Raw genomic sequence first — 25,273 nt, 5'->3', positions numbered from 1 at the left:
CTTATTCGTATGCCAGTGCGAATAAGAAGTTAGAAATACTTATAGTTTTTAACAAAGGTATTACTAACCAAAGGTTAAAATACTATAGAGGGGGGTCTCCTTTTAAAAGAGCTTCAAAACAGCGTTTCCAAGCGTTTTAATCACGTCGTCTAATGGTGGGGCTGCGTCCAATACCTCTTTCATAGAAGTTACGCCGCGGTCCCTTATCCCGCAGGGAACGATATGCCGGTAATGTTCCATGTTGGGGTCCACGTTAAGGGCTATTCCGTGCATGGAAACGTTCTTCGAAATATTTAGGCCTATCGCAACTATCTTCTTGTCGTTCACCCATAGACCGGGATGTTCCTTGTCGCGCACGGCATTTATCCCGAACTTTTCCAACGCCTTCATGCAGACGTCTTCTATCTTATGAACGTATTCCTTAACCCCCAGCTTTCTTTCCGCTATGTTGAATATGAAGTAGGCGACGAGCTGTCCCGGCCCGTGATACGTGATCTTTCCGCCCCGATCGGCCTTGACGACATCTATTCCATCGCCGGCTATGACCTTAAGGTCAGAAAGAAAATCGTCTGATGAGTCTCTCTTGCCTATGGTGTAAACGGGCGGATGCTCGCAAAAAATGACCGTGTCATCTATCTTCCCTTCTGCGCGTTTTTTATGAAGGTCTTCCTGATATAAAAGCGCTTCTCTATACGGCTTTAGACCTATATTTTCTAGAATAACCACCTTCTTCACCTTTTTGGAGTATGTAGAGGCCCTTTTGAATATACTGAAGGGCCGAGACGATCAAGAGTATTGACGTGATATACATCGTCCCCTCGGCAAAATCGCCCAAAGGGTAAACGCCTAACGCAAACTCCGGCCGATAGAGAGTCGCCAGAGAAAGGACGCCAAGGAGTATCTGCCCAAGAGTTGCGAACTTTGAAGAGATGAAGGGCTTATATTCGACATGTATCTTTAGTATCTTAAGTACGCCGATGCCGCTCATGATCATGACATCGCGCAGGATAACAAGTATAAGGAACCACGAAGGGATATACCTGACCGACACAAGGCACGAGAACGCGGTTATCATTAAAAGTTTGTCGGCAATGGGGTCAAGGAGGGCGCCGAACTGCGAATTCTGACGAAGGATGCGCGCCACGGTCCCGTCTATAAGGTCCGTGAAAGAGGCTATGGCAAAGGCAAAGAACGCGACCGAGTAGAGCTTCAGTATAAAACAGACGAGGAAGACCGGCACAAGTAAAAGCCTTGAAAGAGTGAGTATGTTAGCTGCATTCCATTTCATATTTTAAAATACCAACTTACGCACTTACGCACTTCCTTATATACAATATTTCCTGTATCTGCCAAGTAGTTTCTCGGGAAGGTCGGCTTCCAACACAATAGAGTTCTTTCCGTGTCGGACGCTTAGCACCCCCCATGTTCAAAACGGTAGTCTTGGGACGCCTTATGCCGACAAGAAGGGCCTGTTCTTTCATGATTGAAAATAGGTGACGTTGTGGCCGAATATCTTTTCAACGGTCGCTACAAGTTGCAGACTTGGCGCCACACGCAACTCGTTAGGCAGTTCCATCACCGTTTCGCTTCTATCGGGGATGGTCATATGAATGAACGCCTTGCACTCCCCCCTAAAGCGGCCTAGGATGCTCTTTAGACTCTGGAGTTGTTTGTCGTTCACCTCGCCCGCCGCAAGCTTGAAGTGTACGGTCTTTGTGAGTCTTGCCGGGGCTTCTGAGAGCGGGAATATCTCGCGGGCGATCACCTTCGCGCGCTCCTCGTCAACATCCAGATTTCCGATGACGAACATCGGCTGGTCGCTCTTGATGAGCTGGTTGGCCTTCTGATAAAGCTCCGGAAATACTATGACATCCGCCATCCCTTTAAGGTCTTCGAGCGTCACAAAGCACATGCGGTCGCCCTTCTTCGTTGTTATCTCGCGGAGCGAGGCAACAACGCCGCCGAGACGTGCCTCGGTCCCGTCGCCCATCAAGGCGATGGTATCGGTGCCGGCCGTTGCGTAGAGTTTCAAGATCGATTCGTACTGAGCCAGAGGATGGCCCGTTATATAAAAACCTAACGCCTCTTTCTCGTATTGCAAAAGTTCGTGCTCCGACCATGAAACTATATTGGGTATCTGTGCGTAACTTGAATCCGATTCATTTGCGGGCATACCGCCGAACAGACTCACCTGACCTATCTCGCGGTCGCGCTGTGTGGATGCCCCGCGCGCCATCGCCACATCGAGTATGGCAAGTAGCTGCGCCCTGTGAACGCCGGTCCAATCAAAAGTGCCGCATTTAATAAGGCTCTCAATAACACGGCGATTCACCTTTCTTCCGTCGACCCTTGAACAGAAATCGTCAAGGCTCCTGAAAGCACCGCCTTCCCTCGCCCTTATCATCGCCTCAACCGCCGCCTCGCCCACGTTCTTGACCGCGGCGAGCCCAAAGCGGATCTCTTTGTCACCGACGACCGAGAAATTGGTCATGCTCTCGTTCACGTTGGGCGGCAGGACCTTGATGCCGGCCTCCCTGCATGCGTTGATATAGAATATCAGTTTATCGGTATTACCCTGTTCCGATGTCAGAAGCGCCGCCATGAACTCGGTCGGATAGTGGAACTTTAAATATGATGTCTGATAGGCAATGAACGCATATGCCGCAGAATGTGAATTGTGGACGATCAATCCGTTGGCGATAAAATTATGGTTATCGTCAACCGTTATATCGTAGGTTTCGCGAGTGCCAGCCGGCCTGATCTCTTTGATCTCGTCCCAATAAATATCTGAGGAAGAAATATCGGTCAGCTCATTTGAATTAAAATAACGACCTAATTGGCCGATGGTCTCCCTGCGGAGTCCTCTTTTGTACGAATGCCTTCCGCCGTAGAACTCTTTCATGGAGAGTTTGGACTCGCGCTCGATCTCTACCCACGTTTTTCCGGACAACTCCTTCGCCTCTCTAACCTTCCACTTTATTTCCCATGGAATAGTATCGCGACATCTTTTTCCGGCACCATCCTGATCGATATGTTCCTTTAATTCTCTTATCGCCTTTTCACGACCGACCATGTGAGGAGATATCTTGCGTAAAAAGAGCCTTGCGGAATCTTCACCGGTAACAAAGAGCGCATATCCCTTCTTGGCCCCTCCCTTATATTTGAACGACTTATGGGCTATCCTTGAAACTATTCCGAACCTCAGGAGCAGGTGCCGGACCTGACCTGCCAACTTAAGTGAAGATGTGGCATAAAAGGGCATTAAATTCGTGCCGCCAAAAACATATCCATCGCCGGACCAAAGCCTTCCCAAAAATAACGCGACCTGCTCATTCTTAAGTTTAAAAATATTCTTAGAGATAACCTTTTCGGACACCTTTTTTCCTAAAAGACCCATTTTACCCGCCCAGGTAAAGACGCCTGACACGGAAGGGTTGACCTTGCATCGTTTCGATCGATCCGCAGAATTCCATGGCACATGCACACAGCTTCCCGTATTGACACGCGCCTCGAACATCCTGCCCCGGCGCGTGTAAACATGGGCCTTTGTATGAGGGAACTTGGTGATATTCTCTACAAAGTCATTCACTAAATCCTTGTCGTTGTTATAAAAATGTAATGAACTTGGATGACATGTATTACCTTCGGAAATAAGCCACGCCATGGAAATGACCTCATGACGGGACATTTTGAGGCTACCCTTTGCGGCTATTCTCCTTGGCGTAGCTATCCTGTCGCCGGACCTTAGCTCGTTCAGGTTCTTCCACCCCGTAGCTGTAAGCAAAGGATGATTGCCTGTCGCGGTCAGCTCATACCCCAAATGGGTCTTGAGCCTAAAAACCTTTTTGCGTCCGTTAGAGTGAACCTTTGTTATCTTTTTTGGCTCGATCTTATACCTGTCATTGCAACTAAATGTGGCGCGGTATGTTTTTTTATCCAGAAGATCTGCAATAGTGAACAGCTCACCGGTCTTTGAGTCGATAAGCTCCGTCTCTTTAACAACACATTTATTGAAGCCGTAACCGGCGAACTCGGCCATGAGGTCGAATATCCTCTCGGCCTTTTGCTTGTTGATCTTATTCTTGGCGGCCCCTTCCATAAAACGCTCACGCTGTTTCGCCATCTCTTCGGGCTTTTTCTTTCCCATCGCTCGGCGCAAGAGATCGGCGTCGCCAAGCGTAAAACATGCCAGCGCTGATGCTATCTGCATCACCTGCTCCTGATATACGATAACGCCGTAGGTATCTTTTAGAATGGGTTCTAATTGAGGAAGCTCATATACTATCTTGGTACGGCCATGCTTGCGGTTGATGAAGTCATCGACCATTCCGCTCCCCAAAGGACCCGGACGGAACAAGGCAACGAGCGCCACGATATCTTCAAAACACGAAGGCTTCAACTTCATGACAAGGTCTGTCATGCCGCTTGATTCAAGCTGGAATATCCCTGCGGTATCGCCCAAACTTAGACGCTCATACGCAAGCTTGTCGTCCGGCACCAGCGCGTTCAAAGCTATCTCTTTACCGTGGCGCCTCTTGATCATTTCAAGAGCGTCGAACATGACAGTTAGAGTTTTAAGCCCCAGGAAATCGAACTTGATGAGGCCTATCTTCTCCACCGCCTTCATGTCGAACTGGGTGATTATTTCGTCGTGCTGGCCGACATAGAGCGGCAGGAAGTTCTCAAGCGGCTGATCGCTCATGACAACGCCGGCGGCGTGAGTGGATGCGTGACGCGGAAAGCCTTCGAGCGCGCGAGCCGTTTCAAGCAGCTGCGCGACCTTGGGGTCGTCCTTTGCAAGTTTCTTCAGCTGAGGTTCTATTTTGAGAGCTTCATCAAGCGTCATGTTAACGGAGAAGGGAATGAGCTTTGCTATGCGGTCGACATCACCGTAATTAAGCCCCATCACACGCCCGACATCACGAATTACCGCGCGAGCCTTCATCTTGCCGAACGTGATTATCTGCGAAACGAACCCGTACTTCTCCCTGACGTATTCGATGACCTCCTGGCGGCGGCGCATGCAGAAGTCTATATCCATGTCGGGCATGCTGACGCGTTCGGGATTCAAAAAACGTTCAAAGAAGAGCTTGTTCGGTATGGGATCCACGTCGGTGATATTAAGACAATATGCAACGAGCGAGCCTGCGGCGGAACCTCTGCCCGGGCCAACCGGTATACCTCTCTCCTTCGCCCAGTTGATAAAGTCGGCGACGATCAAGAAATACCCCGCAAACCCCATATCTTTGATAAGCTTGAGCTCCGTCTTTAGGCGTTCTTCGTATACAGCTTGTTCTCCATCCACCGATAACCGTTCCTTGAATCCCTTCCAAGATTCTTCCTCTAAATAAGTAGCAAGGTCCTTCCCCCCGGGAACGGTGAACTTCGGGAAGTGATACGATTTAAGGTCGAGCTCCAGATTACACTTTTCGGCGACAAGGAGCGTGTTTGATATCGACTCCGGGATATGCTGAAACGCGCGCGCCATTTCGCCGGGGCTCTTGAAATAGAATTCGTCGGTACCGAACTGCAGACGCTTGTCACTATCTAGAGTCTTTCCCGTTTGAATGCAGAGGAGCGCGTCGTGGGCCTTCGCATTTTCGCGGCTCATGTAGTGGCAGTCGTTCGTGGCAACAAGGGGAACGCCCAATTTTTGCCCCAGATCCCTAAGCCCGTCATTAACGGCAAGACATTCGGGTATTCCTATATCCATCACCTCAAAAAAGAAGCGTTCATTCCCAAAGAGTTTGATATACCACTCTGCAGTAGCCTTGGCGGCCTCCATATTCCCGTTCTTTATAAATGACGGTATCTCGCCCTTAAGGCAGGCGCTCATGGCAACAAGACCGTCGCTACATTCAGACAAAATATCCTTATCTATCCGTGGCTTATAGTAGAACCCTTCTGTATAACTTAAGGTAATGAGCTTACAAAGGTTCTGGTAACCTTTGTGGTTCTTGGCCAGAAGAAGGAGGTGGTTATAGTGACCCTCGCCAGCCTTCCTGGGGTCCCTATCCTTTCTGGACCCTTGGGTGGTAATATACATCTCACAGCCGATGATGGGCTTTATCCCTTCGGCAATACACCTCTGATAGAACTCAATGGCGCCGAACATGTTGCCGTGGTCGGTAATGGCCAGTGCAGGCATTCTGTATTCCCTGGCCTTGGCTATCATCAGGTCGAGCGGACAGGCGCCGTCCAGGAGGCTGTAGTAGGTGTGGTTATGAAGATGTACGAATTCGGAATGGTGCATAAGCTGATAACTTACGACTATAGTGCCACAGCGGCTTTGCAGTCAAGATGAAAGGTGAAAAGAAGCGTTTTCAGAGCGAAATTGGCGGCTCCCGAAAAAAATAATAGTGCTTGTCATTTTTCCCCAATCTCCTTAAAAAAAAACAACATTATGAAACCTAAAATCATCACAAAAAACGACTTTGGCGCATGGGTAGACTCCCTCATTAAAAAGGTCGGGGTCGTGGGCGTCAAAGAGAAAGAGGCCGGCAAGTTTCACTTTGCCCCACTAGAAACGGCTGCGGAGCTAAGGCTTGACTACGATGTCACCATAACGCCGCCGAAGAAGTTCATTCAGCCGCCAAAAGAGATCCTTTTAATGTTCGAGATCGGTAACGACAAATTCAAGGCAAAGGCCGTGATCGAGGCCAAAGAGCTCGTTCTCCTTGGCGTACACCCCTACGACATGAAGGCCATAAACCAGATGGACAAGGTCTTCACCGACGACAATAAGGAGACGAACTACCTCGAGCGCCGCAAGAACATAACTATCATCGGTGTCGATCCCGTTAACGCCAGCAAATGGGGTTTCTGGCACGACATGGGCGCCGCAACCGTTGATAAAGGCTTTGATCTCTGGCTCACAGACCTTGGAGACAGGTATTATGTTGAGGCCGGAAGCAAACAGGGTGAAAAGCTCCTTTCATCCGCCAAAACGAACGATGCCGGCAAGACCGATTCGGAACTCCAAAAAGAGGCTAGGCTAAATCTTAAAAGCCTCTGCAAGCCGGAGAGAAAAGTAAAGGCGACCGTTAATGAACTTCCCTCGCTCTTTGGCAACAGCTACGAAAGCACGGTATGGGAGGAACATGCAAAAAAATGTTATTCCTGCGGTTCGTGCAACCTTGTCTGTCCCACCTGTTATTGTTTCGATGTCAGAGAAGACGTAGACATAAGTTTGAAGAGCGGACGCCGCATTCGGTACTGGGACGGCTGTCTGCTTGAAGATTTTGCGATGGTGGGTCACGGCGATAATTTCCGCGAAGAGCGCGGTGACCGTTTCCGCCACAGGCTGTTCAGAAAATATTCATATATGGTGGATAAGGTCGGCGATATCGCATGCGTTGGATGCGGAAGATGCAGTAGCGTCTGCCTTCCGGACATAACAGACCCGGTAAAGATCATTAATGAACTAAAGGGGGGTAAATAAATGACGGAGTCCTTGTACCTCCCAAAACAGGCAAAGATAAAAAGCGTTGCAACATTGAACACGACCGAAAAGTTCTTTGAGATAGAGCTCGACGGTGGGAAACCCCTCGGCCACAAGCCGGGACAATTCGTCGAGGTCTCCGTCTTTGGCGTCGGCGAAGCGCCCATTTCCATCAGCTCATCTCCATCAAGAAAAAAGAACGGGTTCGACCTTGGCATCAGAAAGGTCGGAAGCGTAACAGGCGCAGTTCATAACATGAAAGAGGGCGACGTTCTTGGCATACGCGGACCCTTTGGAACGCACTTTCCCTATGAAGAGATCAAAGGCCACGATGTGCTTGTAGTTGCCGGCGGCATCGGACTTTTTCCGGCGCGTTCCATCATCCAACACTTAATCGACAATAAAAAAGACTACGGTAAAATAACGGTCCTTTTCGGTGCAAAGAACCCGTCCGAAAGACTCCTGCCGAAGGAACTGGGAGAATGGAAAGAACAGCTAGAGCTTTTAGAAACGGTCGACAAGGCCGATGACACATGGAAGGGGATCGTCGGCGTCATCACCACCCTATTTCCCAAGGTCGATATCGATCCCAAAAGAACGTACGCAATAATCGTCGGCCCCCCTATCATGTACAAGTTCGTGCTTATCGAGTGCAAAAAGAAGGATATAGCCGACAGCAAGATCATAATGTCGCTTGAACGCAGGATGAAATGCGGGGTAGGCAAATGCGGCCACTGCCAGATGAACGGGCTCTATGTCTGCCAGTGTGGCCCCGTTTATAAATATAGCGACATTAAGGATGTTCGCGAAGCGTTATAAAGGAGCAAAAAATGTCCAAACCAAGAGTTGCATTCTTTGATTTTGCAAGCTGTGAGGGCGATCAGCTGCAGGTGGTGAATCTTGAAGAGAGCCTTCTTGACCTTTTGGGCCATGTTGACGTGGTCGAGTTCCGCGAGGCAATGAAGGAACGCTCGGACAGCTACGACATAGCCTTCATTGAGGGTTCAATTACAAGAAAAGCGGATGAAGAGCGCCTCAAAAAGATACGCGCGAACGCAAAGATACTGATAGCCCTTGGGGCATGCGCAACGATAGGCGGTATCAACTCACTTAAGAACTACCGCGACCAGAAAACCGTCCGTCAGGAGGTCTACGGCGACAAGTGGGAGCTCTTTGATACCTATCCCGCAAGGCCTATCGACGCGGTGGTAAAGGTCGATTACAAGATCCACGGTTGCCCCATTAACAGGACCGAGTTCTTGAATATCGTAAAATCGCTCCTTATGGGGCAGAAACCCTGCATTCCCAACTACCCCATTTGTGTCGAATGCAAGCAGAACGGCAACGTCTGCGTATTTGAAAAAGGGATGAGCTGCGTGGGGCCGGTTACACGTGCCGGATGTGGCGCCTGCTGTGTCAATGAGGGCGCTGTTTGCTGGGGATGTAGAGGCCTAGTCGACAACCCCAATACCGACGTCCACAAAGAGGTCCTGGCAAAATATGATCTTACAACTGATGAGGTCTTGAACAAGTTCAAGCTCTACTTTGGATGGACAGAAACGAAAGATAAGGTGGCATAACTATGACAAACGTAAATTTAGACATCAACCTGCACTACATCACCCGCGTTGAAGGGCATGGAAACATAGCCGTCAACGTCAAAGAAGGTACGGTAGAAAAAGTAGAGTGGCAGGTGCCCGAGGCCCCGCGCTTCTTCGAAGCGATGGTCGTAGGCCAAAAATGGGATGTCATCCATCACATCACATCTCGCATCTGCGGCATCTGCTCCATCGGCCACACGCTTGCCTCTTTGAAGGCGACCGAGGCGGCGTTCGGCATTAAACTTACCGCTCGCGACCTTAAGCTCAGACGTCTTGCTATCCATGCCGAGAACCTGCAGAGCCATCTGCTTCACCTTGGTTACCTCGTACTTCCGGACCTTTTGGGAGTGGGAAGTGTTATACCTCTGGCATCGAGCCATCCGGAAGAGCTCAAAACGGTCGTAAGGCTCCATCGCGCGGCAAATGAGATGAGCGACCTTGTCTGCGGAAGAACGACCCATCCGCAAAGACTAATCCCCGGGGGCTTCACAAAGGTCCCATCAAGAACGGAGCTAAAAGAGCTTAAAGAGGCCCTCAATAAATGTTGGGTTGATATTAACGCGGTCGCAAAGCTTGTGCATGCGCTTGCAAGCAAGCTCCCCAATTTCACGCGAGAGACGGAGTTCATAGCGCTGACCAGCAAGGATGAATACGCTATCTACGACGGCAATATCGGCTCTACCGACACCGAAAGCGCGCCCGTTTCCGATTATCTGAAATATACGAATGAGTTCATCGTTCCGCAGTCCACCGCCAAGTACGCAAAGCATAACCGCGCATCGTTCATGGTGGGAGCCCTTGCCCGCGTCAACAAGAACTACGACCAGTTGACGAACAGGGCAAAGATCGTTGCGGAGATGTTCGGATTAAAACCTGTCTGCCACAATCCGTACATGAACAACGTGGCCCAGCTGGTGGAAATAGTCCACTCGTGGGAAGATGCTATAAAGATTATTGATGAGCTTGTTGCCGATACGACATATGACCAGCAGAAGGCCCCGGTCGCATTCACACCCAAGGCCTCATATGGAGTAGGCGCTGTAGAGGTTCCACGCGGCATCCTCTATCATGCTTACACCTACGACGACAAGGGTTTCATCAGCAAGGCCAACTGTATCATCCCGACGAATCAGAACCACGCGAACATCCAATTGGATATGGAAGCGTTGGTCCCGCAGATAATGCAAAGACCCAAGAGAGAGGTCGAGCTAACGCTTGAAATGCTGGTACGCGCCTACGACCCCTGTATCTCATGCTCTACACATATGCTTAATATCGAGTGGAAAGAGTAGTTGTTGAGGTGCCCCTTATTATATGATAAGCGCCGCTCTATAGTATTTCTAACTTTTTATTCGTACGAAGTGCGAAATAAAAAGTTAGAAATACTTATGGTTTTTAACCAAAAATGCTCCCAACCAAAAGTTAAAACACCATAGCGAGTGATTTAACACATCTTATTTCCCGGATAGTTATGGGCTGGCAAGGATCAGTCACGAAACTATCTCATTGCACAACGAATATATCCATCTTGCGTCTTCGAGGGCTGATCTTGCGTCCTCCTCCTTATAAAATTCGGAAGGTGTAAGGTCCTCCGAACCGTAGAAAGAAAGCTCTCTGTCGCGCCTCAAACTTTTAGATACCTTGGCGATCTGCTTGACATGCGGTTTTATTGTCGCCGGAAGCAGAGCCTCCGATCGGATAAGTATGTCGCTCACATCGTGAATGCGCGGGACCTCGACGCCGGAGATACGTAGCAGACCTTTAAGACACAGCTCGATAAGCTCCTGTGATTCTCTCACTACATCCGCATAACCCTGTCTCTGCATAAGCACTTCAACTGCGGCAAGCCTGTTCCCCGCACGGAGTATGTAATCAGCCGCCAGACTTTTATTCTTCATCTGTTGTTATCCTCCTCACCCAGTAAGGGTGACCGTTCGAAATGTATCTTCTCACAAGACCATCCGCAATGAATTTTTTGATCTCGGCAAAGATGCTGTCCACTATCATTCCCCTTTGATATATTATCTTGCCTGATATAGAAACCTCGAACCATAGGCCGCTTACCTCGCTTATATCTTTGGGCTGGCTGACAAAATGAGGGTTCAATTCTCTATCGCTCCAAATGACATTATCATCCCACCAACTGTAGAGCGACCGATCGATCTCGACCGAACCATCTAAGATAACCAACAGATCGATATCCGACGATTCCGTTGCTTCACCTGTTGCTTTAGAACCAAAAAGAACGACTCCACTAAGCTTATCTTTGAATTTTTCTTTTAGCTTTTTAACCACGGGTTCAAATTCCTGGTAACTATCACCCTCCAGGACGCCAAGCCCTCTATTAAGGAGTAAGACACAAAGCTGGTTAAGCGACACCCTTTTGGAAATACTCATATTTGCTAATTTCTTGTGTAATTCCAACGGTATTCTCAATACAAACTTACCTGAAAACTCTTTCATAGTACTATGGTACTGCAATTTAAAATGGAAGGCAACAACTACTTTCTCTCTTGATTATCATGTTAAACTATAACATTCTATTTCGCGATGGTCCTAAAGAGAGCAATAATAGGTGTCGGCAATAGGTTGATGGGAGATGAGGGTGTTGGAATACACGCGATCGAATACCTGCGCAAAGCAACAAAAAATATTATCAGACGCGATTTAAGCCCTTCGAAAAGTGCAAAAAAAGGCATTATAAAAAAATACCCCCCTCTAGGGGTCCGACCCTTTTTTGATATTTTGGACGGCGGCACCGGAGGCATAACACTTCTCCACATGTTCGAAAGTTACGACCGCGTCATACTGATAGACGCCGCGAACTTTGGAGCCACGCCCGGCACCCTCAAGACGTTCGACCTTAAAGAGATAAACTTCAGCCCCGATTCGGCGCAGGTGTCGCTACATGGCACAAGCCTTGCCGGAATATTGGAACTTGCCAAAAAGCTAGGCACAAAATTACCGCGGATCACCATAATAGCCGTCCAGCCAAAGAAGATATGCCCTTCAATGGAACTCTCAGTTGAATGCAAGAACGCTATCCCCAAAATTGCGGAAATTGTCAGGACATCAGTCGGCGGAAATGCTGAAAATGTTCTTAAGAGCCTGTGAAACGTGCGTTCCGTTGACACCGGGACGGGCCAGTTCTTCCTTTACAAGTCTGATGGGATCGTGAAGTATCTTTTTGACTATTGAATGAGCGCAAATTTTCATGGATTCCTTTTCTTCAACCGTGAGATCTGGATGTTTGGCAAAGACCGATCCCAGCTCCGCGCTCATCACCGCCTTACATCTTTCCTGAATGTTCTTAAGGAGAGGCGCAAGCTTAAGATGTTCAAGCTCAACAAGAACGGTACGAGCCTCTTCTTCGATTATATTTTCGGCCTTCAGAGAAGCGTCGCGTCTTAAAGCAAGGTTTTTATCGGCAAGCTCCTGAAGATCGTCGATATTGAGAAAAATCGCGTTCTGGATGTCCACCGACTCCACGTTTCTCGGAATCGCAAGATCAAGCATAACAAACGGTCTACCCTCGCGCTCTTTGGCTGCGGCCAGGATGTCGTTCCTGGTGATAAGCGTTCCTCCGCCTACTGAAGCAACAATAATGTCCGCTGTTGCAAGATGCGTTTTCCATGAGTCGAACGGCACTGCAACGCCTGTTACCGAATGGGCAAGTGAAACAGCCGAATCATGGGAACGATTTGCTATCCAAATATGCGAAGCTCCCCTGTCCCTAAACCTGTGCGCGACAAGAGAGCCCATTTCGCCGGCCCCGATCACAAAAATATTAGTCTGTTTGATATCTCCGATCCGTTCTTCCACCATCTCAACCGCAAGCGTACCGACCGAAACGGGCAACTCGCCTATGTTCGTATCCGTTCTTACTCTCTTTGCTGTCCTAAAGGCCGAATGGAATATCTTGTGAAGATAAGGCCCGGCGGTCTCGCATTCGGCCGCTGTTTGATATGCCCCCTTGAACTGGCCCAGTATTTGAGCCTCTCCAACGACCATGGCGTCAAGCGATGAGGCAACCCTGAAAATGTGGCTAATGGCGTCAAAACCGGAATAGACATACGACTCCTTGCGAAGAAGCTCTGCGTCCAGGCCGGTATCAAGGGCAACTGTTCGGAAAAAGGTTTCTTCCATTCCTTCAAGGCACGGACCCACCATATATGCCTCGGTCCGATTGCATGTGCAAAGCATGGCCGATTCCTCCACAACGTCCTGTGCGGCCAGCTTTGTGGATAGAGCTATCTGCCTGCTACGCTCAAAGGCCATGGCCTCGCGAACAGTGAGCGACGACCTCTTATAATTGAAACCTGTGACAAGTAATTGCATAAAGTTCCTTACAATCCAAAGCGGCGCCGCAAAGGCGTGCAAAATTATGATTTGCCGGAGTGGCACAGGACATTGCACGAGCCCATATTGGGATCGCTAAATTCAATATCCATTCTATGCCTGACCCCGTTATGACATAGGCCGTTCGTGCCGCCGCCACAGTTCCCCATGACCGGTTCGGGATTGGTGATACCAAAGTTCTGATTGGTCATCAAATACAATAAATGCCCAAACTGTCCGTCGCCTCCCCATTCCATTAATTCCCAATCCTTGCCGTATGTATAGATGTTATGCGGATAGGCTTTGTGACAGTTATAACATGTGGGCGTGCCGCTCTCTGTCTCAACCGCGCCGGAAGGCCAGCTATTATTTAGCTCGTACAGTCCCCCATGACAAAACCGGCAATCCGATGAATACGATTCCGCAGAAAACTTATCATCTGAGGTAAGAACATATTCGCCATGATGTTTCTCTTCCCACTTGTGAGAAATATAGGAGTGACAGTTACTACAAGCCGTCCCGGACAATCCCCCGGCAAGATCGTTTCCATGGCACGTCTTACAGCCATCCACATCGTCTTTTGCACTTGCTCCGTGACCGCCGGATGCCCAATTGGGAAAATTATCGTGATGGCACGACCCGCATCCTGTAACTATGTCCTCATGGCAAGTCAGACATCCGCTGATATCTGCCTTTGCAAAGACGCCGTGGTTCGCGGCTTCCTTCCAGTTATCCACATGGGGATAACCGTTGTGACAATCAACGCACTTGGAAATAGCAACTTCTTCGGGCACGCCGCCCCTGTGGCACATGGTCGAACATTCGGCAGAGCTGCCCGATTCCTTTACAAATGCGCCATGAGCAGATGTCCCCCAGTCAGATGAATGGGGGTAGCTCTTGTGGCATTTATTGCACGATTTCTTTCCCTCCGGATCGTATCCTCCGGAAAGATCCTCACCGTGACACTTGGTGGCACATTTTTCCGCACCACCGTTTTCAATAGTATACTGGCCATGACCGGAAATACCCTGCCATTCTGTGACAGAACGATGTGGATACGCTTCGTGGCACGTTTTACACCCGCGGGCGCTTCCGCCATCCAGCTCCTCGCCATGGCAGGAATTCTGACATGCCGAAAAACCATTATTAATCACATATTTACCGTGGCCTTCAGGATTTCCCCATGAATTATTATGTGGAAAAACCGAACCGCCATCTGAAACAGACGGGTCCCCATTGCCTACAGTATCATATCTGGGGCTATTAACGCTCCCGCAACCCATGATCAAAATAGCGGCTAGAAAGATTAAACTTAAGCTTTTCTTCATATGTCCCTATTATCGACAGTGTGGAAGAATAGTTGCTATATTTTTATAGGCCAAAGGTCAATGAAAAGATGAATAATACACCGGCAATATGGTTCTAGTTATGACACGCAAGGTTGCACAAGCCGCCGCTATTTCCACCCCAATTTATTGCGGGGCCGAGCAACTTACCTTTATGACAACCGGTGGAGCCAATGCACCCTTTGAGGGTAGAATTAAAGGTCTGAGACTTCTCGGATGGGCTCAAGTTTGGATACTCAATCAGATAAAGATAGTGCCCTTTTTTAGGCCACTCGTATAAATACCAACCCTGATTTGCACCTGCTGTCTTGTGATAGTAATACCCCACGTCATGCGGATATACCCAGTGGCAGCTGTAGCATTTATCCACGCTGGTAGCCGTTTTGGGCGAAATCGGCGGAAACTCGGCCGTTATCTGTTCGGCGGCGCCGTGACATTTCGAACAATCGTTATTGAATAAAGTTTTGTTAAGCACCCCCTGATCCGTCAATACGCTCTTTCCATGGGCATCCTGCCATCCGGCTACGTGCGGATAAGACGGATGACAACCGGCGCTGGTGCATGACGGAGCGCCCGCCAAAGGAGCTTTGTGGCAACCGTCACAAGCCGCAGGAACGCCGCGATACGGCAGGGCACCATGTTTAGCTGGCGCGGCCCAGCCTTCGGCGTGCGGATAAATGTTCTTCGGGTCATGGCATACCCCGGAGCTAAAGCAAGATATACCCGATGTTCCGCCCCTCAGATCGTCTCCGTGACACTGGACACAACCGGCCTGAGCAACCCCTCCGTGATCCAGGACCCATTGACCATGTCCATCTTTCCATTTCACGGCATGGGGATAACCACCGTGACAATCGGAGCATGTCTTAAGTTTTAGCTCCGCCGGGACATCGCTTCTATGACACATTGTGGAACATTCATCATATGTTCCCGCCTTTTGAATATACTCTCCGTGCCCCTTCACGGACCACCCCTCCGCGTGAGGATAACTTGTATGACATTTGATACATGACTTAACCACATTAGGATCATAGCCTCCCCTAAGATCGGCACCGTGACAGTTGGTGGCGCACATCTTTACATCGCCTTTATCGCGAATATATTTACCGTGTCCAAGAAGCCCCTGCCACACGTCCGGTGCCTCGTGAGGGTAGGCCTCATGGCACGAAACACAACTCCTGGAACTCCCGCCGCCAAGATCATCGCCATGGCAGGCGTTTTGGCATGCAGAGACACCGTTATCGATGACGAATTTTCCGTGACTGTCAAACGAACCCCAGCTTTTTGAATGAGGAAAGACCGATGCACCAATATCTGGCCCGCCACCAACATCGTCGGATCCATAGTGAGACGTTTTTACGTTCGAACACGAAAAAACCCAAAATGATAAAATAAGGGAAAGCGCCAAATAAATGACATGCGGTCTTATGCGATACCTGTGTAACATATTATAATCACTATCTTTTATAAAGTTCGCCAAAATCGTGACATCCTAAATATTACGAACAGCAATTATCGTACCAGTATCAGCGCTTGAGATGAATGACATAACCGCCTATTATGGCGGCTATAAGGCCATAGGCAACATATGCAAATATCGCATTATCCATAAAGTGTGGGCGCCCCTTTCTTGTAACGAATGTATATTAGTAGAAGTGCCAACGAAAAAACGGTGACCGCTGAAAAGGCGAGCGTCAGCCACATCTCATCGGGGAGGTTGGAACGGGCGTTCAGTACTTGCGGATGAACGCCGCGCCAGAGCTTTACCGCAAGCATGATTATGGGGATATCGAGGCATCCAAAGAGCGCCAACACGGATGAATAGAGTCTTGCATCGTCCTTGTCTTCAAGACTGTTCCTTAAAATGAAATATCCGAAGAATATCAGCCAGACAAAGAGCGTTGATGTGAGTCTGGGTTCCCATGTCCACCATGCGCCCCAAATGGGCTTTGCCCAGAGAGGGCCTGTGACAAGAACGATGGAGCAGAACACGAAACCGACCTCAATGAATGAAACCGCCACAAGGTCCGCGCGTTCGCTCCTCTTGAGCAGATAAATAACGCCGGCAACTCCTCCGACTATATAAAAGAGCATCATTACCATGGCGCTCGGCACATGCCAGTAGAATATCTTCTGCGCTACCCCTTGAGCCGCTTCGACCGGCGCATAGAAGGCAATGAGATAGGCATCAACCGCAACCAGCATCAAAACAACTAAAGCCCATACTTTTGTTATTTTTTTCATATCATTTAACTTACGCACTTCTTTTATTCCATCATTCTATCGAACACAAGCAAACTCGCCGTAACATAAATGACATCGAACGCTATGAGTATCTTAAGCCATGTAACGTGGTCCATGGAATCCACCTGCATCGCCTTTATAACGGCCACCGAAAGTGGCGCTATTAACGGATAGAAGATGGTCGGAAGCAGGATGTCACGCTTGTGATTGGCCATCACCATCGTTGAAAATGTGGTTCCGACGGCGCCCATGCCAACAACTCCCAAGACAAGCGGCCACACGATGTTTGATAACCTCGCGAACAGGGGGTAATCAAAAAGGAGCGCCGCAATAAAAGACGAAAAAGCGGTGATGATAAGGAGCATGACCAGATTCACGATGAGCTTGCTTAGATAGAACGGTGTCGAGATGCCTTCGATGAGCCTCATGCCGTCCAGAACATCCTCGTCGCGCTCGAAATCGTAGGTACGGTTCAGTTGCAACGTCCCGCCAAAGACCACCGCAAGCCATATTACAGACGGCACGACGCCTTCGGGCCTTTGCCCCATACCTTCCATCCCGAAATATATAAGAAGTATCACAAGAGTTGAAAAAAGAAGGAGAGAGAGGAAAAGATGCTTTTGCCTCAGGAACAAAAGACCTTCTTTCTTCATTAGTGCGATAAGCTTGCTCATATATTAAATGTGCCGAAATATTTGACCTTGCCATTTTCCAAAAGTAAAAGTTCGTCTGCAAGTTCTCTTACAAGTTCCGTCTCATGAGTAGCAATTAGTGCAAGCCCTCCGCTTTCCTTAAAACCCTTTAGGAATTTCTGAACGTGTCCGATGGATGAGGAATCGAGCCCCAGAAACGGTTCATCTAAAAGGATGACATTCGGACCGGGTAAAAGCGCCCTTGCAAGGGATACGCGTTGCCTCTGACCGTGAGACAGGGTGTCGACATCATGATCAAAAAACGGCTCCAATTCTAAAAGATCTTTAACGGCCGCAATCCTCGAAGAAGGAACGCCGTAAAGGCCCGCATAAAGCTCCAGATTTTCCTTGGGTGTAAGGTCGCGGTAAAGATAGGACTCCTGCATCATAACACCCATGCGTCGCTCGTCGCTCGTCCGGGGAGACACGCCTAATTCTGGATTAAGTGTGTCTCCCCGGGTGGGACGCATGAGGCCGGCCATGATACGAAGGAGCGTTGTCTTGCCGGCGCCGTTTGGGCCGGCAAATATATATATCTTTCCAGCCTTGAAATCCGCCGAAACAGAATCAAGCGCCGTGAAACTGCCGAATCTTTTTGTTATCGATGAAAGCAGCATACTGTATCAAACTTTAACGCTCTCCGTATCTAAAACCAATTTTAAAAATCTTTTAAGGAGGGCCCTGTTCTGCTTATAAGCTATCACCACCTGCCATTTTAGGTCGAGATAGCGATGGACCAGACGGCTCCTCTGCGTTGCAAGCTTGGCCATGTTCCTGCATTCTGACTCTCCCATATAACAAAACAAGCATTGGCTTGGTATAGATCCGGCTGATTTTAATAAGATCTTTAAATCGCGCCGGTTCAAAGAATAAACATTTCACTTTTTCTTGCGTTGATAGATCGCGTAACTTATGGCCGCTATCGCAAGGATCACCGCCAACAGCTGATAGTCCGAGAACTTTTTGGACGCATGTGCATGTTCGCCCATCTCTGTCTCATCCATCGTTTTCTCATCCACAGGGGGCGGCAGCGGCGGACCCTCTTTTGCCCCGGGACCCACTTTAAGATCGACCTTCTTTGACGACTCGTTCTTAGAAAGCGAGGTAAAAGGGCTCCTGTATGTCTTGCCTTCGAACTCGGTGCTCACGGCGTATGAGAACTCGCTCGATTTGAAGATGTTCTTGAACTGGTATCTGCCTTCCTTGTCGGCCTCCTTTGGAATGGCAAGAACGACCCGATGGTCTCTTAAGATCTCAAGCGTCACGGTAGCACCTGCAAGAGGCGTCTTTCCGTCCTTCAAGACCTTGCCTGTGATGACGCCGGTTGCCTCATTCATCCCTTGATGAGGCGATTTCACATCCTGTGCAAAAACAGATGCCATTGCGAGGAACGTAAGTGACGAAGCGATCCAGAATAAACAACTGAATAAACGGGATCGCCTTGGCCTTGGGCCTCGCAATGACACGCGTTCCAGTAATTTTATCATATAAAATCCTCCTTATCTGCACGTCCAAGGACTATGTCTATATAATCCTCTTCGTCGTTCGCGGTCAAAGACTCCCTCTTTTTCGGCGGCAGGATGGCAAATATCGTTCCAATTATCATGATCAGACCGCCCAGCCACACAAAGCTGATGAGCGGGTTTATTGTCAGAACGAACTCGGCCCCTTTTTCATCCTTATCGAGTCCCGAAAGCGAGAGATAGACATCTTTAAGCGGCCTTATATAAATATCGACCTCGGCGGTCGGTTTGGGCTGGTTCCTGTAGATATAAAGCGCCGGCTTTAAGAGCTTCAACGTCTTTCCCTTGCGCCCTAAAAGGACATTCGCCTTGACTCCTTCGCTTGAGGCGGTCCTCTCCCAATCGAACTTGGTAAGCAAAAGCTTATACCCCGCCACGTCCACATCGGTGCCTTCCCTGAGACCGAACTGATATTCGCCCTTGTAAGAGCTTCCCGCTATCCCTATAAAAAGAAGAACGACCCCAAAGTGGACCAGATAACCGCCATATCTTTTGGGAGCCAGGCGCAAAAGCGCAAGAGGCGAGCTTTTAAGCCTTCCCGCGCTTACAAATTCAAGGACGATAGTAAAGATAGCGAACGCGCTCCCTGCGGCGGTCAAAAGCGGGAACCACATTCTTATACCCAAAAAATAGGCCGCAGCGCCCGTAATAACGGCCATGAGCGCAGGCCACAGATACTCCCTCTTAAAAAGCCCCTTCCTCCATCTCCTCCAGCTGAGCTCCGGTCCGATACCGGTGAGAAAAAGGATGACTATGCCGACTGGTGCCAGCACCCTGTTGAAGAAAGCCGGCCCCACCTCCATCTTTTGCCCGTAGAACCACCCGGCGAACAGCGGAAGCATCGTTCCCCACATGATACCAATGAGGGCAAATACGAGAACCACATTATTAAGATAGATTCCTCCTTCATGCGAAGCAAGCGACTCAAGCGACCTTTCCGGCCTAAGAGTCCGGACGCGGGATATCATTAAGTAAGCGCTAACAATGACGGCCACCGCCATGAAGACCAGAAAATATGCACCTATAGTTATATCCGAAAAACTGTGGACCGACTGTATCACGCCGCTTCTGGTGATGAATGTCCCGAAGATGGTAAGCAGAAATGTGGCAATGACAAGCAGGATATTCCATCTCACGAGCAGTCCGCGTTTTTCCTGAACTATCAGAGAATGAAGGAATGCCGTTGCGGTGAACCACGGCAGGATGCCGGCGTTTTCCACAGGATCCCACGCCCAAAAACCGCCCCAACCCAGTTCAACGTAAGCCCACATGGCACCCAGAAGATTACCTGCCGTCAGAAAAAGCCATGAATAGACGGTCCAGAGCCTTACCTTTTTGTAGGTTTCGTCATTATGTGAAGGGAGGCCCTCTTTCAGAATGAGCCTGGCTATCACATATGCGAACGGCACCGCCATGCCGACATAGCCTATATACAATGCCGGCGGATGAATTATCATGAAGAAGTTCTGAAGTAGCGGATTGAGACCCTGGCCATCCGGCAGCGGTTGGGTCAAAAGATCGAACGGGTTGGCCTCAAAGACAAGCATGACAAGGAAGAACGATATGATAAACTGAAGTACCGCATTGACATAAGAATGGGTCGATATTTTCCTCACGGCAAGGCTGGTACAGATGGCAAGGAGCCACGCCCAGAAAAGGAGCGAACCGTCAAGCCCCGCCCAGATGCCTGTCAGCTTGTAGACGAAAGGGAGGTCCCTGCTTGAATATTCGGCGATATATTTCACCTCAAAGGCGTTGCTGACAAAGAGGTAGATGATCATGAGCGACGCCAGGCTCACAAGCACGGTCACAAGGTGAGCGGACCTTCGCCCTTTTTCGGCCATAAGAGGGTTCCTGCCTCCAAAGGCCGACGCAACAAGGCTGTAAAAAGAAACGGCCAATGCCACCGACAAAAAAAGATTTCCCATATTTTATATCACCGTCATTCCCGTATAAACGGGAATCCAGCGCGTTCACTGGATCCCTACTTTAGCAGGGATGACAGGCTCTTCTATTTTGCCTGATATTTCGAGGCGCACTTTGCAAGAAGCTCGGTCGCCTCGAACGTCCCTGTTCCGGCATCGAACCTGCCGCCTACGACAACGTCCGCGCCTTCTCTGAATGTATTGGGGACCGCACCTTTAAAATGAACGTTCAGATTCTTGTGATCATCTTCAATGTTAAAATTATATTCCGAACCATTCGAGATCATCGAGCCCTTGCCAACGGTGCCCGATATCTTCACCTGTTTATCCGCATACTCGGCACTCTTTGCGCTGAGTTCGGATGGAGTCAGGGCAAACTGGAACGAGCTCTTGAAGCTGGTAAATACCAGATAAGAAAAAGCTCCCGCGATCAAAAGAAGTCCTACTACATATTTTGGTTTTTTGAACATCACTAATCACCATCCCCTTCATCAACACCGTTAGCGTGACAGCTGGCGCACGTGGGACCGTCAATGCCGTTCGTTATATGGCAGTCAAGGCATGAAGACAGTCCCTCGGTGGCGACCTGTCCCCTGACGACAGCCATGTCAATTCCCGTGCCGGACCTGTCTACAAGGTGTATGAACGACATATTATGGCAGATACTGCAGTCGGACTTTCCCCATCCTTGTTTATGCTCATGAGGAGTAAGCTCAAGGCCTTTGGGCGAGGCCATAATATCCCCGTAATTTTCTCCCTGAAAGTCCGTGCTGCCGCAGGAGCAGATGAGCAGAGAAACAAGAAACAAGAAACACGAGGCAAGAAGCGCATACCACATGCTTTTCCTGTTTCCTGCTTCATGTTTCGTGCTTCCTTTCATTATTTGATCCTCGGGTTCGTATGGCACGACGTGCAATATGACACCGTGTGGCACCTGTCGCACTTCTTCGGGTCAAGTCTGGCATCGATAGAATGAAAATACTTGTAGTTTCTCTTGTGCATGTCGAGCATTATGTAGTTGCGCTCCTCGTGGCACTTTATGCAGAATCTTTCCTTATGGCATGCCCTGCATTCCTGAGAATTTGCCTGCGCCGGGGTCTTGTGTTCAAGTCTCCAGTTCACCTTGTGGTTCGCCGGCTTCACCCTGTACTTATCGTGACACATAGTGCAGGGGTCGGTTGCTGGCATGATCGGCTCCTTGGCGTTGTGACATTTATGGCAACCCTGCCTATCCATATTCTTCCACTCATACTGATCGTTAACATGACACGTCTCGCATGGAACGTCGCTTGGGGTAAAGAAATTGTCGGTATGCATCTGATGGTCAAATAGCTTCTTTATCGCCGCCTCCTTCGATTTGGTATGCCCGGCAACACACACGCACATCACCAAAATGACAACGATGCAACTTAGGCACTTACGCACTCCAACACTTAAGCACTTCTTCATATCTTCCCCTGAAAATTGTACGATAACAAGGCCGTGGCCCTGAACTCGCTGCTGAACACATTATTCCTTAGATATTCGCCGCCAGCCGAAAGGACCAGGTCCTTCAATATCTCGTAGCCCGCAATCAAGGATACGTCGTAGGCGTTGTCTTTCACGTTCGTTATCTTGGAATATCTTGTATAGTTGACACCTAGATCGATATAGAACTTGTCAAAAGGCTCGTCATGCAGGGTGGCTATTACATCGTGAGCCTTCCCGCCGTAGCTGTCATAGAATGTGTATCCTATCGTGGCGTCGAGCCTTATCGGGGTAATGTCCATACAAAGAATGGCGTCGGCCAGATTGGCGCTGGTCGTTAGCGGCGTCTGAATATGATAGCGCTGGAACGAATAATCGGCCTTGAGGGTAAGATCCTCGAACACGTCTCCCATATCGATGAACGTATAGCTAATGCCTCCCCTTGCCTGATAATAAGCGCCGCTGGTAAAAAGGCTGTAAACGGTCGGCATCTGCCATTTTCTGTTGGTGTTGTACGTTCCGCCTTCCACGTTGAACATGAACCTCCTCGTGGGCTGAACCCTTATGCCACCCATGCCGGTGTCGATAGATCTGCCACCGGTATCGTATTCAACGTTGCCATAGATGGTCGGGCGCCATGGGACCTCAAATCGATAGGTATCCGAAAGACCGGCGAGCAAGGTACTATTGGCGCCCCATTCCCTTTTGGCGTCGAAATCGAGCCGCTGATAGATTGCGGAAAGCTTTGCGTGATGATTCCTGAAACCCTGAAGTTCAAGATAGGCCCCGGTAATGAGCCCCACCGTCCCGTGAAAATCGCTAATCTCAAGATATCTGGGAACGCCCCCCAAAAGACCTATCCTTAGCGGCCAATCGGCACCGCCGATGCTCATGTCAACGCCGTCCATGAGGTAGACGTGAAAACCGGGCGTAATAAACTGACGACCGGCAGAAAAATTAACATATCCCCCGATCTCTTTCATTTTGAAAACGGCCTGATAGAGATCGAATGAGTTCTCGCCTATCTTAAATGTTCGATTATCAAAAAGTGAGACGTCAAAGGTGCCGTTATTGGGAAGATCTCCAAGTCCCGTGTCCAGCAATGCGTTCAAGGGAACCTCGCGGTCCGAAAGCGAATCTTCAAGGACCTGCATCTGGACCTCGGGCCTTATGTAAAAGGAGGAGGCCTCCGCGAGAAGCGGCAGGAACAACATGAGGACCACAAAAAACCTTATCACTTATTTTCCTCCATGGCAGTCATTGCAGTTCATGGTCTTGTCGGCTCCTCCGACGTCGGCAGGATGCCTGAAAGCAACGCCCAGACGCTCTTTTTCGGCAATAGCTCCGGCCACAACCTCACTTAGAAAAATATGACAGATATTGCAATCTTTTTTAATGCCCACCCCTTTTTCGTCCTTATGCAGGCCGTCGTGGCACCTGAAGCATCCCTTCCATCTGAAATGACCGACATTATTGGGATAAACGTCCCATTTCGATCTCATGTCGGGGAAATTATTGGCCTTCCAGATGGACTCCAACTCTGCTATCGCGATATCGATTCTCTTGGTTTCGATAGACGGATATTTTTTCTTATAAAAGTCCTCTAACTTGGGTCTGATACCCTCAAGGTCCCCCTCAAGGGCCTCCACGCCGGTCTTCTTTATATAAGGTATCGACCTGTCGATCCTGCCCCCCTCAATGGCACCGTCAACGGCGTCAACAGGCGACCGGAATATATGAGTGGGCCTGTTATGGCAGTCTATGCAGTCCATTTTTCGAAGTTCGCCGTTTGCAATGAGTTCCTGTGTGGGTGGATTTGCGGAATCCTTATAGACTACTTCCTTTCCGTCCTTATATTTAACCTTCACAAAAGGTATATCCTGCCTCGCCTTGTCCTTGGCGATATAATATACTTCGTTCCCCCCGCCCACATGCCAGTGAATGCCTGTTGGCGACACGCCACCTCCGATATTCATCAGCATGAACGTGCGCTCGGGAGTATTCTTTTCGTCATCCTTATAATAGGTCTTTATCACCTGCTTCGCCCCATAGAACTTTTCGGGCCAGTGACACTCTTCGCATGTATCGCTTGAAGGACGAAGATTGGCTACCGGCGTCTCGATAGGGGTCGGATACTTTTTAAGGACGGTCGCGTAGACTTGATAAAGACCGGAAAGCTTCGACTTAACGTACCATGTAGCACCTTCTCCGACGTGACACTTTACGCATTCAACTCGCGCATGGGGGGAACTCTTGTATGTTGTTACTTCGGGCTCCATGACGTTATGGCATGTCTCACTGCAAAACTCGACCGATTCCGTATAATCATACATTTTTGTGGAAACGGCCAGAACAATGAGCCCCACAAGCGATGTCCCCAGGATGAAGACATACAGCTGTTTCCTTTGATGCCCATCGTTAAGATTGAATATGGGGAACGTCGGGGGTTCTACACCTCTTTCCCTGTGCCTGCGCCTCCATTCACGAATCATTCCAACCGGTATCAGAAATAGGTAAAGGCCAAGGAGCGCCGGAAAAACGGTGTAGGCAAATACACCTATGATAGGGATGAGCCTTACGCCAAGATAGTCGAGTATAAGAAGTGTGGCGTCTATTATGAAGACCATTATTGCCATCACTCCCGAAAATCTGCTCAAGGGGTTTTTGTATAATCTTTGCGTCATATTTCACCTATG

At 49.2% G+C, this 25,273-nt stretch carries 23 protein-coding genes and 1 pseudogene (1 of these 24 cut by a window edge); 6 read left to right on the top strand and 18 right to left on the bottom strand.

The genetic code is table 11. The features are described 5' to 3' along the window. Positions 1–33, top strand: a pseudogene (locus COV46_02955) (hypothetical protein); it begins 183 nt to the left of the window's first position. A 69-nt stretch (positions 34–102) separates the two neighbouring features. Here COV46_02955 and COV46_02950 read toward each other — a convergent pair. The 3 genes from COV46_02950 to COV46_02940 form a co-directional block, all read right to left on the bottom strand. Beyond that, positions 103–768, bottom strand: coding sequence for an octanoyltransferase (locus tag COV46_02950; protein ID PIR17755.1), 666 nt, complete (start codon positions 766–768; stop codon positions 103–105). Then, the gene (locus tag COV46_02945; GenBank protein ID PIR17754.1) at positions 689–1,288 is read right to left on the bottom strand and encodes a hypothetical protein; all 600 of its coding nucleotides are present in this window, start codon (positions 1,286–1,288) and stop codon (positions 689–691) included. Before COV46_02945 ends, COV46_02950 begins: the two co-directional genes overlap by 80 nt. A 189-nt stretch (positions 1,289–1,477) precedes the next feature. Further along, positions 1,478–6,253, bottom strand: coding sequence for a DNA polymerase III subunit alpha (locus tag COV46_02940; GenBank protein ID PIR17753.1), 4,776 nt, complete (start codon positions 6,251–6,253; stop codon positions 1,478–1,480). 150 nt (positions 6,254–6,403) lie between these two features. Here COV46_02940 and COV46_02935 point away from each other — a divergent pair, with 150 nt between their 5' ends. Genes COV46_02935 through COV46_02920 form a run of 4 tightly spaced genes read left to right on the top strand, consistent with a single transcriptional unit; the run spans position 6,404 to position 10,334 of the window. After that, on the top strand, positions 6,404–7,441 hold the full coding sequence (locus COV46_02935; GenBank protein PIR17752.1) for a Ni/Fe hydrogenase subunit beta: 1,038 nt from the start codon (positions 6,404–6,406) through the stop codon (positions 7,439–7,441). Then, positions 7,442–8,260 carry an oxidoreductase gene (locus COV46_02930; protein ID PIR17751.1) on the top strand — a complete coding sequence of 273 codons (819 nt, stop codon included), beginning with the start codon at positions 7,442–7,444 and terminating at the stop codon, positions 8,258–8,260. Between the two features lie 11 nt (positions 8,261–8,271). Next, the gene (locus COV46_02925) at positions 8,272–9,021 is read left to right on the top strand and encodes an NADH:ubiquinone oxidoreductase (GenBank protein PIR17750.1); all 750 of its coding nucleotides are present in this window, start codon (positions 8,272–8,274) and stop codon (positions 9,019–9,021) included. Between the two features lie 2 nt (positions 9,022–9,023). Next, positions 9,024–10,334: a Ni/Fe hydrogenase subunit alpha gene (locus tag COV46_02920; GenBank protein PIR17749.1), complete on the top strand. Its 1,311-nt coding sequence runs from the start codon at positions 9,024–9,026 to the stop codon at positions 10,332–10,334. 198 nt (positions 10,335–10,532) lie between these two features. Here the strand turns inward: COV46_02920 and COV46_02915 are convergent, their stop codons facing one another. After that, the gene (locus COV46_02915; GenBank protein PIR17748.1) at positions 10,533–10,940 is read right to left on the bottom strand and encodes a DNA-binding protein; all 408 of its coding nucleotides are present in this window, start codon (positions 10,938–10,940) and stop codon (positions 10,533–10,535) included. Beyond that, a complete protein-coding gene (locus COV46_02910; GenBank protein ID PIR17768.1) occupies positions 10,930–11,505 on the bottom strand; it encodes a hypothetical protein in 576 nt (191 codons plus the stop codon). The genes COV46_02915 and COV46_02910 overlap by 11 nt, the downstream gene beginning before the upstream one ends. Before the next feature lie 87 nt (positions 11,506–11,592). Between COV46_02910 and COV46_02905 the strand changes: the two genes are divergently transcribed. Further along, positions 11,593–12,156 carry a hypothetical protein gene (locus tag COV46_02905; GenBank protein ID PIR17747.1) on the top strand — a complete coding sequence of 188 codons (564 nt, stop codon included), beginning with the start codon at positions 11,593–11,595 and terminating at the stop codon, positions 12,154–12,156. Here COV46_02905 and COV46_02900 read toward each other — a convergent pair. From COV46_02900 to COV46_02840, 13 genes are all read right to left on the bottom strand, one after another. Beyond that, the gene (locus COV46_02900) at positions 12,115–13,380 is read right to left on the bottom strand and encodes a glutamyl-tRNA reductase (protein PIR17746.1); all 1,266 of its coding nucleotides are present in this window, start codon (positions 13,378–13,380) and stop codon (positions 12,115–12,117) included. The two genes, COV46_02905 and COV46_02900, sit on opposite strands and share 42 nt — an antisense overlap. 44 nt (positions 13,381–13,424) lie before the next feature. After that, on the bottom strand, positions 13,425–14,708 hold the full coding sequence (locus COV46_02895; GenBank protein ID PIR17745.1) for a hypothetical protein: 1,284 nt from the start codon (positions 14,706–14,708) through the stop codon (positions 13,425–13,427). A 94-nt stretch (positions 14,709–14,802) separates the two neighbouring features. Next, positions 14,803–16,173: a hypothetical protein gene (locus COV46_02890; GenBank protein ID PIR17744.1), complete on the bottom strand. Its 1,371-nt coding sequence runs from the start codon at positions 16,171–16,173 to the stop codon at positions 14,803–14,805. A 155-nt stretch (positions 16,174–16,328) separates the two neighbouring features. Further along, positions 16,329–16,970, bottom strand: coding sequence for a cytochrome C assembly protein (locus tag COV46_02885; protein ID PIR17743.1), 642 nt, complete (start codon positions 16,968–16,970; stop codon positions 16,329–16,331). Positions 16,971–16,993: 23 nt separating this feature from the next. Next, positions 16,994–17,644: a hypothetical protein gene (locus COV46_02880; protein ID PIR17742.1), complete on the bottom strand. Its 651-nt coding sequence runs from the start codon at positions 17,642–17,644 to the stop codon at positions 16,994–16,996. Further along, positions 17,641–18,279 (bottom strand): hypothetical protein, encoded by a 639-nt coding sequence (locus tag COV46_02875; protein PIR17741.1) that lies wholly within the window; start codon positions 18,277–18,279, stop codon positions 17,641–17,643. The genes COV46_02880 and COV46_02875 overlap by 4 nt, the downstream gene beginning before the upstream one ends. 261 nt (positions 18,280–18,540) lie before the next feature. Further along, a complete protein-coding gene (locus COV46_02870; GenBank protein ID PIR17740.1) occupies positions 18,541–18,999 on the bottom strand; it encodes a hypothetical protein in 459 nt (152 codons plus the stop codon). A 146-nt stretch (positions 19,000–19,145) separates the two neighbouring features. Then, positions 19,146–21,113, bottom strand: coding sequence for a hypothetical protein (locus COV46_02865; protein PIR17739.1), 1,968 nt, complete (start codon positions 21,111–21,113; stop codon positions 19,146–19,148). Between the two features lie 83 nt (positions 21,114–21,196). Beyond that, on the bottom strand, positions 21,197–21,580 hold the full coding sequence (locus COV46_02860; protein ID PIR17738.1) for a cytochrome c biogenesis protein CcmE: 384 nt from the start codon (positions 21,578–21,580) through the stop codon (positions 21,197–21,199). A gap of 2 nt (positions 21,581–21,582) precedes the next feature. Continuing rightward, positions 21,583–21,990 carry a hypothetical protein gene (locus tag COV46_02855; protein PIR17737.1) on the bottom strand — a complete coding sequence of 136 codons (408 nt, stop codon included), beginning with the start codon at positions 21,988–21,990 and terminating at the stop codon, positions 21,583–21,585. Beyond that, positions 21,990–22,496: a hypothetical protein gene (locus COV46_02850; protein ID PIR17736.1), complete on the bottom strand. Its 507-nt coding sequence runs from the start codon at positions 22,494–22,496 to the stop codon at positions 21,990–21,992. The genes COV46_02855 and COV46_02850 overlap by 1 nt, the downstream gene beginning before the upstream one ends. Before the next feature lie 59 nt (positions 22,497–22,555). Next, positions 22,556–23,815 carry a hypothetical protein gene (locus COV46_02845; protein ID PIR17735.1) on the bottom strand — a complete coding sequence of 420 codons (1,260 nt, stop codon included), beginning with the start codon at positions 23,813–23,815 and terminating at the stop codon, positions 22,556–22,558. Then, a complete protein-coding gene (locus COV46_02840) occupies positions 23,816–25,261 on the bottom strand; it encodes a cytochrome C (protein PIR17734.1) in 1,446 nt (481 codons plus the stop codon). Positions 25,262–25,273: the final 12 nt, after the last annotated feature.

It is taken from the genome of Deltaproteobacteria bacterium CG11_big_fil_rev_8_21_14_0_20_49_13, assembly GCA_002796305.1.
Taxonomy (GTDB): domain Bacteria; phylum UBA10199; class UBA10199.
Note: the sequence above shows the minus strand (reverse complement) of the source record. Positions and strands in the feature narration are given on the sequence as shown.

What these genes read in the sequence shown, in the direction of transcription:
- COV46_02945 (PIR17754.1), bottom strand. Translation starts at nt 1,288, where the DNA reads ATGAAATGGAATGCAGCTAACATACTCACTCTTTCAAGGCTTTTACTT.
- COV46_02940 (PIR17753.1), bottom strand. Translation starts at nt 6,253, where the DNA reads ATGCACCATTCCGAATTCGTACATCTTCATAACCACACCTACTACAGC.
- COV46_02935 (PIR17752.1), top strand. Translation starts at nt 6,404, where the DNA reads ATGAAACCTAAAATCATCACAAAAAACGACTTTGGCGCATGGGTAGAC.
- COV46_02930 (PIR17751.1), top strand. Translation starts at nt 7,442, where the DNA reads ATGACGGAGTCCTTGTACCTCCCAAAACAGGCAAAGATAAAAAGCGTT.
- COV46_02925 (PIR17750.1), top strand. Translation starts at nt 8,272, where the DNA reads ATGTCCAAACCAAGAGTTGCATTCTTTGATTTTGCAAGCTGTGAGGGC.
- COV46_02920 (PIR17749.1), top strand. Translation starts at nt 9,024, where the DNA reads ATGACAAACGTAAATTTAGACATCAACCTGCACTACATCACCCGCGTT.
- COV46_02915 (PIR17748.1), bottom strand. Translation starts at nt 10,940, where the DNA reads ATGAAGAATAAAAGTCTGGCGGCTGATTACATACTCCGTGCGGGGAAC.
- COV46_02910 (PIR17768.1), bottom strand. Translation starts at nt 11,505, where the DNA reads ATGAAAGAGTTTTCAGGTAAGTTTGTATTGAGAATACCGTTGGAATTA.
- COV46_02905 (PIR17747.1), top strand. Translation starts at nt 11,593, where the DNA reads ATGGTCCTAAAGAGAGCAATAATAGGTGTCGGCAATAGGTTGATGGGA.
- COV46_02900 (PIR17746.1), bottom strand. Translation starts at nt 13,380, where the DNA reads ATGCAATTACTTGTCACAGGTTTCAATTATAAGAGGTCGTCGCTCACT.
- COV46_02895 (PIR17745.1), bottom strand. Translation starts at nt 14,708, where the DNA reads ATGAAGAAAAGCTTAAGTTTAATCTTTCTAGCCGCTATTTTGATCATG.
- COV46_02890 (PIR17744.1), bottom strand. Translation starts at nt 16,173, where the DNA reads ATGTTACACAGGTATCGCATAAGACCGCATGTCATTTATTTGGCGCTT.
- COV46_02885 (PIR17743.1), bottom strand. Translation starts at nt 16,970, where the DNA reads ATGAAAAAAATAACAAAAGTATGGGCTTTAGTTGTTTTGATGCTGGTT.
- COV46_02880 (PIR17742.1), bottom strand. Translation starts at nt 17,644, where the DNA reads ATGAGCAAGCTTATCGCACTAATGAAGAAAGAAGGTCTTTTGTTCCTG.
- COV46_02875 (PIR17741.1), bottom strand. Translation starts at nt 18,279, where the DNA reads ATGCTGCTTTCATCGATAACAAAAAGATTCGGCAGTTTCACGGCGCTT.
- COV46_02870 (PIR17740.1), bottom strand. Translation starts at nt 18,999, where the DNA reads ATGAATGAGGCAACCGGCGTCATCACAGGCAAGGTCTTGAAGGACGGA.
- COV46_02865 (PIR17739.1), bottom strand. Translation starts at nt 21,113, where the DNA reads ATGGGAAATCTTTTTTTGTCGGTGGCATTGGCCGTTTCTTTTTACAGC.
- COV46_02860 (PIR17738.1), bottom strand. Translation starts at nt 21,580, where the DNA reads ATGTTCAAAAAACCAAAATATGTAGTAGGACTTCTTTTGATCGCGGGA.
- COV46_02855 (PIR17737.1), bottom strand. Translation starts at nt 21,990, where the DNA reads ATGAAAGGAAGCACGAAACATGAAGCAGGAAACAGGAAAAGCATGTGG.
- COV46_02850 (PIR17736.1), bottom strand. Translation starts at nt 22,496, where the DNA reads ATGTGCGTGTGTGTTGCCGGGCATACCAAATCGAAGGAGGCGGCGATA.
- COV46_02840 (PIR17734.1), bottom strand. Translation starts at nt 25,261, where the DNA reads ATGACGCAAAGATTATACAAAAACCCCTTGAGCAGATTTTCGGGAGTG.